Here is a 14729-nt window from a genome sequence, read left to right as displayed (position 1 = left end):
GACTAAGCTGTTGAAGTTATTCTTATTATCCAACCAAAACCGCTATGCTAATATGAGAGCTGAATCTCCATTCTGATTCAGCTTTTTTTATGCCATTTTTATATGGCAAATTCACATTTTATACCACTCTTAAAAGATGAAGTCGTCAGAAAAATAAATGTCAGCGCTATGTTTTTAGGCTAAATGAGTTTGACACGGCTAAGCATATTTTTAGGTTTGGTATTAATACTAATTTGGTATTAACACTAATAAGGAAACAGACTGATGTGGTTGGCAGTTATTGCAGTATTGATCGGACTAGCTATTCTTGTTTGGAGTGCAGACCTTTTTGTTGATGGCGCCACTGCCTTAGCAAAAAAATTCAACGTCCCCAGTTTCTTAATCGGTGTGTTGATTTTAGGTATAGGTACATCCGCCCCTGAGATGGTCGTGTCAGTATTGGCGGCACTAGAAGGCAGCCCTGATTTGGCATTAGGCAACGCTTATGGCTCAAACATCATCAATATTGCGCTGGTACTGGGTGCAACCGTATTGATTAGCCCTATTATCATTCGTAAGGGCATCATCAAGCGTGATTTACCTCTATTGGTATTGATTACTATGGTCGCCGCATGGCAGCTGCGTGATGGGCAATTAGACCAAGCAGATGCGATTGTGTTGATAGCGCTGCTGGTCGTGACTTTAGGCATTCAGATTGTACTAAGCTTACGTGAAGGCAACCATGAGCACGAAGGAGAACCCATAGCAGAAAGCATCGATGCTGAACATATCGAGCAAACCCTAACACGGGGACTCATCAGCTTAGTTATCGGCATGCTTTTACTGGTCATTAGCTCGCGAGCTATAGTTTGGGGTGCAGTAGAATTGGCAACGCTGTGGGGCGTGAGCGAACTGGTGATTGGATTGACGATTGTTGCTGTGGGGACATCGTTACCTGAGCTGGTATCGAGCCTATCAGCCGCCCGTAAAGGCGAACACGACATGGCACTGGGTAATATTATTGGCTCTAATATATTTAACACCTTGGGCGTTGTTGGTCTCGCAGCGCTTATAGCGCCAATCACAGTCAGTCCAATTATCTTATCGCGCGATATAGTGGCGATGGGATTGGTCACCTTGTTACTCTTGGTATTGTGCGGGTTTGCCTTTATGAGTAAGCGTCCATTCGGTCGCACTTCTGGGTCGACTTTGGTCTTATTCTTTGTCGGCTATACTTTATGGCTAATACAAACCGTCAACCTGTAGCGCTTAGAGTCTATTAACAGACTATGGCGAAGATAATGTGGTTTATTTTCCTTGCTTGCGATTTCTAATCACCCGCCATAGTCCTTCATTCTCTGTTTTTGGCATTTTTAAGGTAATGGTATTCGATAGCATATCTTGCACTGCGAGACCACGTGGGTTAAAGAGGCAAAAAGCATAGTTAAAGACAAAGCCCAAAAAGACACTGGTCAACAGAACAGCACGCGAGCCATCGATGACACTACCAATGATACCAAATATAAGTGGCATGATACTGGCCGCTAAAATCCGCTTAAATGACTGTCCCCACGTTAGCAAGTGACCATTACTATTGACCGTCTTTAACCGCCAAGTCTGCATACCTAATGTCTGCCCACCGCGACGCCAAAATATTCCATAGAATCCCACTAACGTCAGTATAAAAGACGGCGTCATAATCACGTTTTGATACCACGTTGGCAGCGACTGCGCTTGTGACGACTCGCTACCCGTCTCCATCGTGATAAGTGTACCAATCACGGTTAGCAGGGTACCGACCAAAAACAACAACGCTAAAATTAACATGCCATCATAGAGAATGGCTGCCATACGGGTGCCAGGTTTAGCAATCGTTAGCTCTTCACTTTCAGAGACATGGTGTGCTGATGCTTTAGTTTTAGCAGCAGATTTGGTAGGTCGTTTAGGTAAACTCTTTGACATGGTACAAGCTCATAGCAAGCAGTAAATAGTGGCTCTATTGTACCGTAATTCACTGTCTTATCGTACATTATCCTAAGATGCCGTAAGTCATATAACAATGTGGTATAACCATGTCGTATGACTCATCAGCTCATAAGACTATCACACAGAAATTGCAGACATAAAAAAATCGCCAAATTGTCATAAGACAGGCGATTATTTTAAGGTTTCTTTAACTGGGTTAAAGAAGTGATGATGCAAATGGTGCGCTTGGAGAGATTCGAACTCCCGACCCCTTAGTTCGTAGCCAAGTGCTCTATCCAACTGAGCTACAAGCGCGTACTTTGCACATCATTTACTGCGTTGTTAAGAAACAATTGCAGCAAATTAGGTTGGTTATTATATAGATAATTTCGCTTGTGTCAACATCTTTTTTTATTAAAATCAAATTATTTTTTGCTTTAATAAAACAGAAGATTATTAACGCTTTTATATCGCGTCACTACTCTACTAAAAACCGAATAAATGGAGGTGAAGGAGGGATTCGAACCCTCGATACGCGCAAACGTATGGTTCCTTAGCAGGGAACTGGTTTCAGCCACTCACCCACTTCACCAAACGACGTAAGACTTTTTAAGTTCTAAAAAATAGTATTATTGCTGATAATACGTCTTATCCCGTGGGCGAGTATTATAGCAAAGCCAAAACGAATTGCAAGCACTGTCTACAAATTTAATGCAGTTTTTATCATATTTATTTGTTTATATGGTCTCATAGCCTCTTGAGCAGCTCAAATATCAATAAAAACTATTAAAAACGATGTTTAAGTTAGTCAGCACGCTTTAGGTTGTTGTTAATTGATTAATTAATGGATGAATTGTCTATGTACCATCTCTCACCTACTATGGCTTTTTTAGCAGTGGGTGTCTATAGTATTTGTTACTCATTGTAGATTATGTCAAAGGAATTTTTATGCGACCAGTGGTACTGTGTTTTTCAGGATTAGACCCCTCAGGCGGCGCTGGATTACAAGCGGATATAGAAGCCATCGGTCAAGCAGGTGCGCATGCTGCCATTGCTTGTACAGCTATTACCATACAAAACTCGCAGCAAGTCTTTGGTTTTGAAGCTTGTGCAGCAAATTTGGTAAAGGATCAGGCCACCGCAGTGCTCGATGATTTACCTGTTGCAGCTATTAAGTCAGGTATGTTGGGTACGACTGATAATATTGCTATGCTGACTCAATTTTTTGCTGAGCGCCTTATCACCGCTGATACGCCATTTGTATTAGATCCCGTATTGGTCGCCAATAGTGGTGGCAGTTTGGGCGATGAAAAGACGCTCGTTAGCGCATTTAGGGAGCTGTTACCATACGCGACTCTTATCACACCGAATACTCATGAGCTACGCGCATTAAGCGGTGAGCAAGACTTACACATTGGCGCGCAAGAATTATGCGCCCAAGGCACCTATGCTGTATTGGTAAAGACCTCACACGACTTTGATAGCGGCGATATAGAGCAGTATTTGTACATAAAGGGTGAGATGGTACATAAAAGCACCTTGCCGCGCTTAACGGGCGAATTTCATGGCTCTGGCTGTTCACTTGCCAGCTTTATCGCTGGGCGCTTAGCAATGGGTGATGCGCTTATCGATGCAGTAAAGGCAGCAGACAGCTGGATTACCCAGACGCTGCGTGCCGCTGATGTGCCGCACCCTAATAATGAGCAAGCCCAATTAATACCCAATCGTTTTATAGACTTTCAACATAACCTCTAAATAATTAATAAAAAAAGGGCGCTCTATATCTCGTAGAGCGCCCTTTTTTAGATAGCTATTGATAATTTTAGATAACAGGTTTCAAGTGACTATTAATTAATCCAGCTCAACCCAACATTGGCATGAAGCTCGCGGCAAAGCCACCAATAAACATCTCAAGCAAAATAAAAGCAATGAAGGCGACCATTGGTGATAAATCAATCATGCCCAAGTTTGGCGTGATTCGACGAAATGGTGCCAAGATTGGCTCCGCTAAATTGACAATGATACCAATAATCGGATGCTGAGATTGGGTAAATACCACAATCCAGCTTACAATGATGGAACCAATGACGAGATAGCGACACATACGTAAAAAGTCTAATACCAAGCTGATAGTACCAGTAAAAAATAACGGTACAGGAGCGATACCTTTATGTGTCAGTGCTGCTTTTCCAGAGATATCGATCAAACGAATCAAAAACATCAAGACGATAGCCGCAATACTGATACGCCCTTGCCCGACGGTTGGAAAAATACGCCCAAACACGTCGACAATGTGCGTTGCTTTATAGGCAGGCGCAATCATGGGGTTGCTGGCATCCATCCCTGCAAATTGCAGCATAAAGCGAATAAACACCAACATCATGGCGAAGGTGGTGACCAAATCAAAGATTTGAAATAACATGTTGTTCATGAAGTGCTACTCAATGTGACATTATTAACAAGTTTTGGGATGACGAATGTCATTGCTTGGTATTGGTGCTTAATATTGCTGCTTAGTATTACATCTCAGGCGCGTCATTCGCTTGTAGCAAATAATGCGCCTGATATAGGGATGATTATTTACTCATCTCTTCACTCAAGGCTTGGCTACGGTCATAGCAGGCCTGCATAGCCTCAACGATTTGACCACCGATATCATTAGCTTGCATTGACTCAACGGCGGCTTGGGTTGTCCCATTTGGCGAGGTGACCTTGCGACGCAATTCAGCAGGTGCGTCTTCACTATTCATCGCCATTTTTGCCGCGCCTAGCATGGTTTGCATAGCGAGCGCTGAAGCCTGCTCTTTATCCAAACCTAAAGCCACTGCCCCATCGACCATCGATTCAATAAAGTAAAACATATATGCTGGTGCTGACCCTGATACGGCGGTTACCGCATGCATGTGTTCTTCATTATCGACCCACATAACCAATCCTGATGCTTCCATCACCGCCGTTGCTAACTGCTTTTGTTCAGCAGAAATATTATCAGTACCGTACAGACCCGTTGCGCCCATTTGAATCATTGCAGGGGTATTTGGCATCGCGCGGACGATATTGTCATAGCCACCCAACATGTCAGATAAAAGCTCAGTCGACAAACCTGCTGCCACTGAAATCACCAGCTGCTTGTCTAAGACATCCGCAAAGCTACTGACCACTGCTTTCATCACTTGCGGTTTGACCGCCAGTACCACAATGTCAGCATCGATAACGGCAGCTTTTGCATCAGCAGTTGGATCAACCGTGTTCAATCCTTTAGCAGCCAATTGCTCACGCGCTTCACTGCTAGGATCAGCAACGGTAATTAAACTCGGTTTGACACCGCAGCTGACAAGCCCGCTAATCAAAGCCTGCGCCATATTACCGCCGCCGATAAAGCTGATTTTCTTATTATCTAATACTGACATACATGTCTCCTATTCAAAAATCCAAAGGTATTCAAACTAACATAATGATAGGTAAAATGACACTCAGTTTACCATACTGCTACTGGCATCGTTTGATAAATTGACGGTATCTAACTCCGTTGTAAGCTTCATCGAACCACTGAATTGCCATCGACTATGGCACAACCAAACGGTTAAATTAACAAGGGCATTATATAAAATCAGTGACGGAGAGTACTATGTTTTTCATTCGTAAAGCCAACCCTGAGGATTATGCAGACATTGCTAACATTCACTTCAAAAGTTGGCATGCCGCCTATTTAGATTTGTTACCAGTGTCCTATATCCATGATAAAAACAACTTATGTAATAAGACAAAAATGTGGCAGGAGTTAATGGCGCATCCTGATGTTATTGTCTGGATAGCATATGCTGATCATCATCATAATTTGGGGTTTATTGGGTACTTCATTAATAATAAAAATTATGAAATTACCACGTTGTATGTTTTGCCCGACTATCAAGGATTGGGTATAGGCACTCAATTAATGACAGTATCATTGAAAGCTCTCTTAGAATCTCATATCCATGCCCATTTTTATTTATGGGTATTAGAAAATAATGTGGCTGCTATTGATTTCTATCAAAAATTTGGCTTTGTAGGTAATGGCGAAAAGAGTGAAGAATGCTACAAAAGCATGCAAATAATAGATATCAAAATGGTTAGATATCTTGATGCCCTGATGACTTGATGACCTAGCCCTAGATAACCTGACCTCCGAAAATATTTAGGTTACAAATATTAAAAAGCGTTATTGATGCTTAGACTGTTTCTAATAACATTGTTTTTAATAGCACTATTTCTAATAACATTGCTTCTAATAGCACTGTCTAAAACACCAGCATTTTCTGTCGTGTCTGTTAGCGATCTACTCGTCCCTAATACCCAGCTCTCAAAAGGTGAAACCAGCAATAATGGCCACTCTTTATCCTGCTGTACGGATACGGCACTGACCACCACCAAACTCTCGCGCAACCATACAGGTACACCAAGCGTTTGATATAGTTTTTTGCCCGCTTGTGGACGTGATGCCAATGCAGTTTGCACACGCTGCTGACGACCTAATGGTGCGAAGGTAATCTCAAACTTCTCACCATCTTGGTCGCTGTCTAATAGCTCTACCAAGGCATCTGGTATCATTTGCACTTGCCAAATAAAGTTATCATCACTACGTAATGTAACTGATACAGGCTGAGCAGCCGCTGAATACGCATCAGCCACCACAAGATTAGATAAGGGTTGAATCTGTTTGGTAAGCGGTAATGCTAACCACTTGCGCCACTCACTGCTTAAACGATAAAGCTGCTGACGATAGCGGCAAATCGTATAGGACTGCTTGCGAGCTTGCCAAAAAAGCGCCGTTTGGTGATCAGCATCTCCACGTTGGCTTAGCATAAATACATCATCGACCAGCTGCTTAGCAGGCGGTAACGGTTCATCTTGACCGAGCCAATGATGCAATAGTTGGCGCTGACGATAAATGGGTAATGCTTGTAGCTTGTCTATATTTAGCACACGCTGGGCAGACGATAGCTGTAATGATGCTACCTCTATCTGCTGTAAATCTTCTGCCGCTTGTGCATTGATTATCAATTGGGCATCACGCAATAGCTGTGCGCTACGGACGATATTGTCAATGACATTGGAATTATAGGTTGCCAATACGGGCATGATGTCAAGGCGTAGCCCACTACGTACATTATCGCCAGCATCATTGGTTGGGTCATCGATATAAGGGAGCTTTAGGCGCTGAGCATAATTGCTGATATTGGCGCGTTTGACCGTCAGCCAAGGTCGCCATAATGCCATACGCTGTGCGCCCTGCGTTTGGATACGCCACGGCTGCATACCCGACAGACCATTCACACCAGCGCCTTGTATCAGCCGCATCAGCACCGTCTCTGCTTGGTCATCGGCATGATGCGCTAAGAGTAATACATCATCTTGATTGAGTTGCGCTCGCATGACATCATAACGAGCTTGCCTTGCAGCTTGCTCATCATGACCATTCACTTGCGCACGTAAAATCCGACACGGTATCTGCTGCGCTTTTGCCCAATGAGCGACATGTGTCGCCCAAGTGCCACTATCTGCTTGTAGACCATGATTAACATGCAGCAACTGCGGTAAAAATGGCAACTTACCTTGGCGATAGAGCTGCACACAGAGCGCAGCCAATGCTAATGAATCACGACCACCACTACACGCCAGCCAAAGCCGTCGACCATGCAGCTGCTCACAATATTCAGCCATACTGCTCAATAATGCTTGTGCCAGATCGATATCGACAGGCAAGTCTGCGATTGGCTTCATAGGATGCGAGAGGATTGCACTGCTGGTCATAATCAGCCTTATTTATTTAGCATGCATACATGAATTGACATATAAATGAATCAGCTTATACGTCAGCTACGACATCAGTTACAGCGTCAGTTAGCACATATATTAACAGCCACAAAAAAACGCGCCATAAAATGACACGTTTTTATTTTAGCATTAAGACTCAGTCTCTAATATGAAAAGCTTTGTGTACATGCATAGAGGCTTAGTAACAGAGGTGTGATAGCGACCATTAAGCAGGCAACATCACTTCTGAGTTAAAGGTTTTCAGCTTCTCATAACGCAGCTCACAACGCGCGTGTGCGTCTAAATCTTTAAGCTCATCTAACTGCTCAGCAATAAGTGCTTTCAAGGCGATCATGACTGGTTGCGGCTTGATATGTGCGCCTTCACCTTCTTCAATGACGGCATCAATCAGCCCCATCTGATATAAATTAATCGCGTTTAATTTCAAGGCTTCACTAGCGTCTTGTGCTTTTTCAGCTGTTTTCCACAGAATAGAAGCACAGCCTTCCGGAGAGATAACCGAATAAATACTATTTTGTAGCATATTGACTTTGTCACCAACGCCAATAGCCAACGCCCCACCTGAGCCGCCTTCACCGATGATAGTCACGATAATAGGCACTTTTAGGCTAGAAAAAACGGCGATACTTTCGGCAATGGCTTGCGCTTGTCCGCGCTCTTCAGCACCAATACCCGGATAAGCGCCTTGGGTATCGACAAAGGTCATCACAGGGATATTAAAACGCTCAGCCATTTTGACCAAACGAATCACTTTGCGGTAGCCTTCAGGATTGGCCATACCGAAGTTATGAGCAATACGCTCACGGGTGCTGCGACCGCGATGTTGACCAATCACCATCACAGGCTGACCATCAAAACGCGCCAGACCACCAAGAATGGCTTTGTCATCGGCATAAGCACGGTCACCGTGCAGCTCATCGAATTCGGTAAACAGCTGATTAACATAGTCCATAAATAATGGACGCTTGGCGTGCCGTGCAAGCTGCACACTATCCCAGACAGTGCTCATAGACGCTTCCCTTTAATAATTATACTTAATGTATTTATGTTTAAGAATAATATCGTTATCGATTTTTAGATAATGAAAGTACAGTTGTAAACTCAATAGAAGCTATAGTAGCACATCTTAAATGGCATGACATTACTGACAAAGCCGCTTTTGTTACGTTAATCTATAGCATACTCATTACAATAGTAACGGCATCGTGTTGATCGTCAGTGCAAAGCAGCGCTGCCTAGCCCTCAACCACGCTCAGCGTCACGCCCCATTTGGCAAACTGCTCAATCTCAGTATGCAAATCGGGCAATAAGAAAGCGTAGTGCTCACTGTTATTGGCAACGGTGATTTGCCAGCAATTATCGTCCATGGCTTGTAACTGTAATTCTGGTAATTCATAATCGCTGCGGCTGTGATGCGCCAGTACGGCTAAGCGTAGCAGCAGACAAAGATAAACGAGCTGATTACCACCGATAGTACAGGTCTGCTCTAACATATCTGCCTTGAGCTTACGACGATGATTGAGCATCAGCTGTGCCATGCGCTTTTGATCGACTTGCGAGAATCCTGGAATATCAGAATACTCAAGCAAATACGCGCTGTGCTTATGATAACTACTATGACTGATGGCCAATCCTATCTCATGCAAGAAAGCCGCACGTCTGAGTAAATCACAATCATCATTGGTAAGGGCGAGCTGACTCTTCACTTGCTCAAATAAATGACGACTGGTTTTCACCACTTGTTTGGCTTGTTTTTTGTCCCCTGAATAACGCTTAATCAGCGCCAGCACACTGCGATCACGAACATCTTCGCTAGCAAAGCGTCCAAGCATGTCGTACATCACACCTTCACGTAATGCACCATCTGAGTAAGTAATGGTATCTACACCCAGCACTTTCATGACTGCACGCAGTACCGCAACGCCTGCTGGGAAGACGGCTTTGCGATGTTCCTTAACGCCTTCTAAATCGATGTCATCGACATTGCCAATTTTAAGCAACAGTTTCTCTAACTTTTTGACACCTTTATAAGTGATGCGCTCTTGTTCATCAGCCCAGCCCTTAGAGACCAGCACATTACGTACTGCTTTAATCGTCCCACTCGAGCCAACCACACTACTCCAACCCAATTTTTGATAACGACCCTGAATCGCTAACACTTCTTTGCGAGCGGCTGATATCGCATTATTAAAGGCTTCTTTCGTGATTTGACCATCGGCAAAGTACTTCTGGGTAAAGGCGACACAGCCCATCTGCAAACTCTCGGTCAATAGCGGATCGAACTCTTGACCAATGATAAACTCTGTCGAACCGCCACCAATATCGATGACCAAACGCTTGTCACTACTGGCATTGGTGTGTGAGACGCCCAAATAGATCAAGCGCGCCTCTTCTCGTCCCGCGATAATCTCAATGGGTTTCGGCAATATTTTATTGGCACGGGCAATAAAGTCATTGGCATTTTTGGCTTGGCGTAAAGCGTTGGTCGCAACCACGCGAATGCGTTCGGGTGGTACCGAATCCAAACGCGCCACAAATCGGCTCAAACAGTCAAGACCTCGCTGTGCAGCTGCCGCACTTAAGATATTATTTTCGTCCAAGCCTGCGGCAAGCTGGACTTTTTCAGACATAGAAACGACTTTTCGCACCTCACCATGGTCAAGACGCGCAATGGCCAGATGAAAACTATTGGAACCGATATCAATGGCTGCCATCATTTCATCATCAGCAAGCGGCGGATTTGTAAGGTAGTCAATAGGCATAAGAGGAATCGTTACCGTGTTGGATAAAAGGGAGAGGATATGGGCTAAAAATCAGATGATTAAGTCATATAAACATCATAGCTGCACCAAATAGAGCCATTTACGCAAAGCGCCTCACGTATTTGATGCGATTTTCGCCATTAAAGCATTTATGCCAAACACTGGCAAGTGACCCAAATGCTAATTAAGCAGCAAGCGTATCATTAACAAAATAACGAATGCGCCATAAACATCCATTGCTTGTGTTAAGGATAGCGTTTTGCTACATTAAAAACGACCAATATTATAATAAATAACAGTTACTTAATGACCGCCTAGCCGCTTTATTAAAACAGAAAGCACTCTAATTACTCGCCCTAATATCTATACTCAATAAACGATTAGCAAGGAAGCTAAACAAATGAATCAAACGACCACACAAAACACTACCAAAAACGCCGATGCTCAAGCGGTCAGCAATGCTAAAAAAAATATGATGACAACCGTCAGTCCAACAAAGCAGAAATTTTATGACTTCTACTTAGCTGAACATCAAAACATGGCTTGCCGCCGCTTACATTTTGCTGGTAGTAGCTTTGGCTTATCGGGACTCGCAAAGTCGGTCAAAACTGCTTCGCCAAAACCATTACTTAAAGGCATCGCTGTTGGGTATGCTTGCGCTTGGGTCGGTCATTTTTTCTTTGAAAAAAACAAACCTGCCTCGTTCAAATTTCCTTTGAAAAGCTTTGCTAGCGACTTTCGTATGTACAGTGATGTCCTACGCGGTAGACTCAGCTTAAAAGACCGTAAATTTGATAAAATCGGACGATGATAACTCGCCGCTAGCCCAACTAACGTAAAGACTTACGTAATATTTTGCCTACCGCAGTTTTGGGCAATTCATCGATAAACTCGTATGACTGCGGGCGTTTATAACCTGTTAAACGCTCGCTTGCGAAGCTTTGTAACTCTTCTACCGTTAGGCTCAAATCCTTTTTAACCACAAACGCTTTGGGTACTTCACCGCTGTGCTCATCCGCAATACCAACCACCGCGACTTCAAGTACTTTCGGATGCTCTGTCAATGCCGCTTCTACTTCGTTGGGATAGACGTTAAATCCTGAAACCAGTATCATGTCTTTTTTGCGATCCACCAGTGTCAAAAATCCATGTTCATCTAGCACACCAATATCACCTGATTTAAAGTAGCCATCCTTTGTAAAAGTATCTGCATTGTCTCGTTGCCAATAACCACGCATGACCTGCGGGCCTTTAATACAAATCTCGCCCCGTGTACCTATTGCACAAGTTGCACCCTGTTCATCAATGATTTTAATATTCATCATCGCAAGTGGCAGACCAACGCTACCATTAAAACGATCTATACCAGGTGGATTAAAAGAGATAACTGGTGCAGTTTCGGACATGCCGTAACCTTCATTGATAATCATACCAGTGACTTGTTGCCACTGATCAGATACGGCTTTGATAATTGCGGTGCCGCCACCGATAGATAGTGCCAAGCGACTAAAATCAAGGTTGGCAAACTTTGGATGATGCAGCATACCAATAAATAAGGTATTGACCGAAGGAATGACATGCGGACGATGCTGCTCGATGGTATTGACTAATCCATCGATATCACGCGGATTGGTGACCAATATATCTTCCCAGCCGCCATAAATGCCTAGTAAGCCGCAAACGGTAAATGAGAAGATATGATAGAGCGGCAACGGATTGAGTATTTTGATCTGCTCGCTACGACCCGCTTCAATCGCATGACCAAACATCGCATAACACTGACAGACATTGGCCATGACATTGTAGTGCGTGAGCATCGCGCCTTTTGGCTTGCCGGTCGTGCCACCCGTATATTGCAATAAAGCTAAATCTTCACGCTCGATAGTAACAGGCTGATATTGCTCAGCGTGGTATGCACTCATAATATGGGCAAAGCTTACACTCTGCTCTAAGATATTTTTTGCAGCATTATCGGCTGTGGTTTGATTGAATTGACGAGTAGTATCGGCTGACGGTTCAAGTTGGGTAAGCAAGGCAATATCGTTATCAGCAGGTGCAGCATTCGGATTGACGGAACAATGTACGACGAATGACAGTTGCGCTTTGACTGCATCATCTAACTGATCGTAAGCAGAGGTCATACCATCGAGGACAATCAGCACACTAGCTTGAGCATCCGTCAGCTGATGCGCCAATTCATAATGGGTATACATCGGATTGACATTCACCAATACCGCGCCTGCTCGCAGACAACCAAGTAACACCACGGCATACTGCAATATATTGGGTAATTGCACAGCGACACGGTCGCCTTTATTGATTCCTTGTGCTTGCAAAAAAGCAGCAAAACGGCGGCTGGCAATATCCAATTGTGCAAAGGTAAGGGTGGCGGGGCCCATACTAAAAGCCACAGAATTACCATGCTGATCTATCTTGGGTTGCAATAAATCCAGCAGGTTGTGCTTGCCCTCTAATACATCTAAATTATTTCTTATTCCATATTTCTCATATGAGGCTTGCCATAACGGTGGCGTATTACTGCTAGGCATAGCATTAGTGCTTGTAGTCATCAGTTGGCATCCTTGCTCAATTGTCTTGATTCATCTCAGAATAGCATAATTTATCGTTTATTTTGCAATCACCCAAAGAAGGATTTGTCTTAGCCTTGGTTTTTTCATTTATGCAGTCATCGTCAGAAAATCTTTATCTTTTATAGTAAAAATCACAAAAGGATAAATATTGGACACAAAAAAAACCAGCATGATCTCTCATACTGGTTCTTGTAAGTACATACATTTTAAACAGGTCTTAAATAAACAAGGTCCTGAATAAACAGTTACGCTTTTGCCATTTCTGCAAAAATCTCGTCAGCGGCTTTGATAGAGATATCAATATCTTCATTGCTGTGTTTAATTGACATAAAGCCTGCTTCATAAGCAGACGGTGCCAGATAAATACCGCGATCCAACATACCATGGAAGAACGTATTAAACACCGTCATATCGCACTCTGTCACGTCATCGAAGTTCTTTGGCGTGTCAGTTTCATTGTCTTTGACAAAGAACATGCCAAACATACCGCCCAATTTATTGGTACGCATGTTGATGCCATGTTTGTCAGCTGCCGCTTGAAAACCGTCTACTAGACGATCAACTTTCGCTGCTAACTCAGCATAAAAGCCGTCTACGGTTAAGTCTTCAAACATCGCAATACCCGCACGCATTGCCAGTGGATTACCTGATAATGTGCCGGCTTGGTAGACGCCGCCGAGTGGCGCAATGCAAGACATCACTTCTTTTTTACCACCGAAAGCACCAACTGGCAGACCTGCACCGATGATTTTACCAAAGCACGTCAAATCAGGATCAATACCGAAGTGAGCTTGGGCGCCGCCCAGACCAACACGGAAGCCCGTCATCACTTCATCAAAGATCAGCACTGAACCGTTGGCGGTACATTCTGCACGCAAGGTATCATGGAATTCTTGGGTTGGAATGACCATATTCATGTTGCCAGCGATCGGCTCTAAGATAACGCAGGCGACTTCTTCGCCCCATTTCTCAAAGCAATCTTTAATCGCTTGCGGATCATTATAAGGAATGGTAATGGTGTGCTTAGCAAAATCCGCTGGCACGCCTTTTGATGTTGGCTCGCCAATATCTAGCATACCCGAACCTGCTTTTACCAATAAGCTGTCTGAATGCCCATGATAGCAGCCTTCAAATTTAACAATTTTGTCACGTTGAGTATAGCCACGAGCCAAACGAATCGCACTCATGGTCGCTTCTGTACCTGAGCTGGTCATGCGAATCATCTCAACGCTTGGGACAATTTCGCAAATCTTATCGGCAACAGTCGTTTCAAACGGCGTTGGTGTGCCAAAGCTTAGACCATCATCAGCCGCTTTTTTGACTGCATCGATTACTTTAGGGTGCGCGTGTCCCAAAATCATTGGACCCCAAGAGCCAACATAATCGATATAGGCATTGTCTTCGGTGTCATAAATTTTGCTGCCGTGAGCACGGTGCATAAAAATAGGCGTGCCACCAACACCAGCAAAGGCACGGACGGGCGAGTTTACGCCACCAGGGATATGCTTACGTGCTTGCGCAAATAGCTGTTCGTTTTTAGTGCTCATCATTATTCTCTACTTATTATTTCTTTAATATTGGTTCTGTCTTATTTTATTAACAATAACCTTGCGGC

12 protein-coding genes and 2 tRNA genes are annotated in these 14729 nt (G+C 43.8%); 4 read left to right on the top strand and 10 right to left on the bottom strand.

What is annotated here, in order from left to right; translation table 11 throughout:
* Window positions 1–264: 264 nt before the first annotated feature.
* Complete coding sequence (locus tag Q6344_01085; GenBank protein ID WLG13982.1) at window positions 265–1245, top strand: calcium/sodium antiporter; 981 nt, start codon at window positions 265–267, stop codon at window positions 1243–1245.
* Between the two features lie 42 nt (window positions 1246–1287).
* Here the strand turns inward: Q6344_01085 and Q6344_01080 are convergent, their stop codons facing one another.
* From Q6344_01080 to Q6344_01070, 3 genes are all read right to left on the bottom strand, one after another.
* A complete protein-coding gene (locus Q6344_01080; GenBank protein ID WLG13981.1) occupies window positions 1288–1941 on the bottom strand; it encodes an RDD family protein in 654 nt (217 codons plus the stop codon).
* Window positions 1942–2182: 241 nt separating this feature from the next.
* Window positions 2183–2259: transfer RNA gene (locus Q6344_01075), tRNA-Arg, on the bottom strand.
* Between the two features lie 187 nt (window positions 2260–2446).
* A tRNA-Ser gene (locus Q6344_01070) sits at window positions 2447–2536 on the bottom strand.
* A 356-nt stretch (window positions 2537–2892) separates the two neighbouring features.
* Here Q6344_01070 and Q6344_01065 point away from each other — a divergent pair.
* The gene (locus tag Q6344_01065; GenBank protein ID WLG13980.1) at window positions 2893–3699 is read left to right on the top strand and encodes a hydroxymethylpyrimidine/phosphomethylpyrimidine kinase; all 807 of its coding nucleotides are present in this window, start codon (window positions 2893–2895) and stop codon (window positions 3697–3699) included.
* Window positions 3700–3805: 106 nt separating this feature from the next.
* Here the strand turns inward: Q6344_01065 and Q6344_01060 are convergent, their stop codons facing one another.
* Both Q6344_01060 and proC read right to left on the bottom strand, forming a co-directional pair.
* The gene (locus Q6344_01060; protein ID WLG13979.1) at window positions 3806–4375 is read right to left on the bottom strand and encodes a YggT family protein; all 570 of its coding nucleotides are present in this window, start codon (window positions 4373–4375) and stop codon (window positions 3806–3808) included.
* A gap of 145 nt (window positions 4376–4520) precedes the next feature.
* A complete protein-coding gene (gene proC / locus Q6344_01055) occupies window positions 4521–5354 on the bottom strand; it encodes a pyrroline-5-carboxylate reductase (protein ID WLG13978.1) in 834 nt (277 codons plus the stop codon).
* 218 nt (window positions 5355–5572) lie between these two features.
* Here proC and Q6344_01050 point away from each other — a divergent pair, with 218 nt between their 5' ends.
* Window positions 5573–6085 (top strand): N-acetyltransferase, encoded by a 513-nt coding sequence (locus Q6344_01050; protein ID WLG13977.1) that lies wholly within the window; start codon window positions 5573–5575, stop codon window positions 6083–6085.
* A 50-nt stretch (window positions 6086–6135) separates the two neighbouring features.
* On the opposite strand, the gene tilS is transcribed toward Q6344_01050, so the two are convergent.
* From tilS to ppx, 3 genes are all read right to left on the bottom strand, one after another.
* Window positions 6136–7737: a tRNA lysidine(34) synthetase TilS gene (gene tilS / locus Q6344_01045; GenBank protein WLG13976.1), complete on the bottom strand. Its 1602-nt coding sequence runs from the start codon at window positions 7735–7737 to the stop codon at window positions 6136–6138.
* Between the two features lie 229 nt (window positions 7738–7966).
* Window positions 7967–8770 (bottom strand): acetyl-CoA carboxylase carboxyltransferase subunit alpha, encoded by an 804-nt coding sequence (locus Q6344_01040; protein ID WLG13975.1) that lies wholly within the window; start codon window positions 8768–8770, stop codon window positions 7967–7969.
* A gap of 226 nt (window positions 8771–8996) precedes the next feature.
* Window positions 8997–10523, bottom strand: a complete 1527-nt coding sequence (gene ppx, locus Q6344_01035; GenBank protein WLG13974.1) for an exopolyphosphatase — start codon at window positions 10521–10523, stop codon at window positions 8997–8999.
* Window positions 10524–10995: 472 nt separating this feature from the next.
* Here ppx and Q6344_01030 point away from each other — a divergent pair, with 472 nt between their 5' ends.
* Window positions 10996–11334 carry a DUF962 domain-containing protein gene (locus Q6344_01030; GenBank protein ID WLG15106.1) on the top strand — a complete coding sequence of 113 codons (339 nt, stop codon included), beginning with the start codon at window positions 10996–10998 and terminating at the stop codon, window positions 11332–11334.
* 19 nt (window positions 11335–11353) lie between these two features.
* Here the strand turns inward: Q6344_01030 and Q6344_01025 are convergent, their stop codons facing one another.
* A complete protein-coding gene (locus Q6344_01025; protein ID WLG13973.1) occupies window positions 11354–13093 on the bottom strand; it encodes an AMP-binding protein in 1740 nt (579 codons plus the stop codon).
* A gap of 266 nt (window positions 13094–13359) precedes the next feature.
* On the bottom strand, window positions 13360–14661 hold the full coding sequence (gene hemL / locus Q6344_01020; protein ID WLG13972.1) for a glutamate-1-semialdehyde 2,1-aminomutase: 1302 nt from the start codon (window positions 14659–14661) through the stop codon (window positions 13360–13362).
* Window positions 14662–14729 lie beyond the last annotated feature (68 nt).

Source organism: Psychrobacter cibarius (genome assembly GCA_030686115.1).
Lineage (GTDB): Bacteria > Pseudomonadota > Gammaproteobacteria > Pseudomonadales > Moraxellaceae > Psychrobacter > Psychrobacter cibarius_C.
Note: the sequence above shows the minus strand (reverse complement) of the source record. Positions and strands in the feature narration are given on the sequence as shown.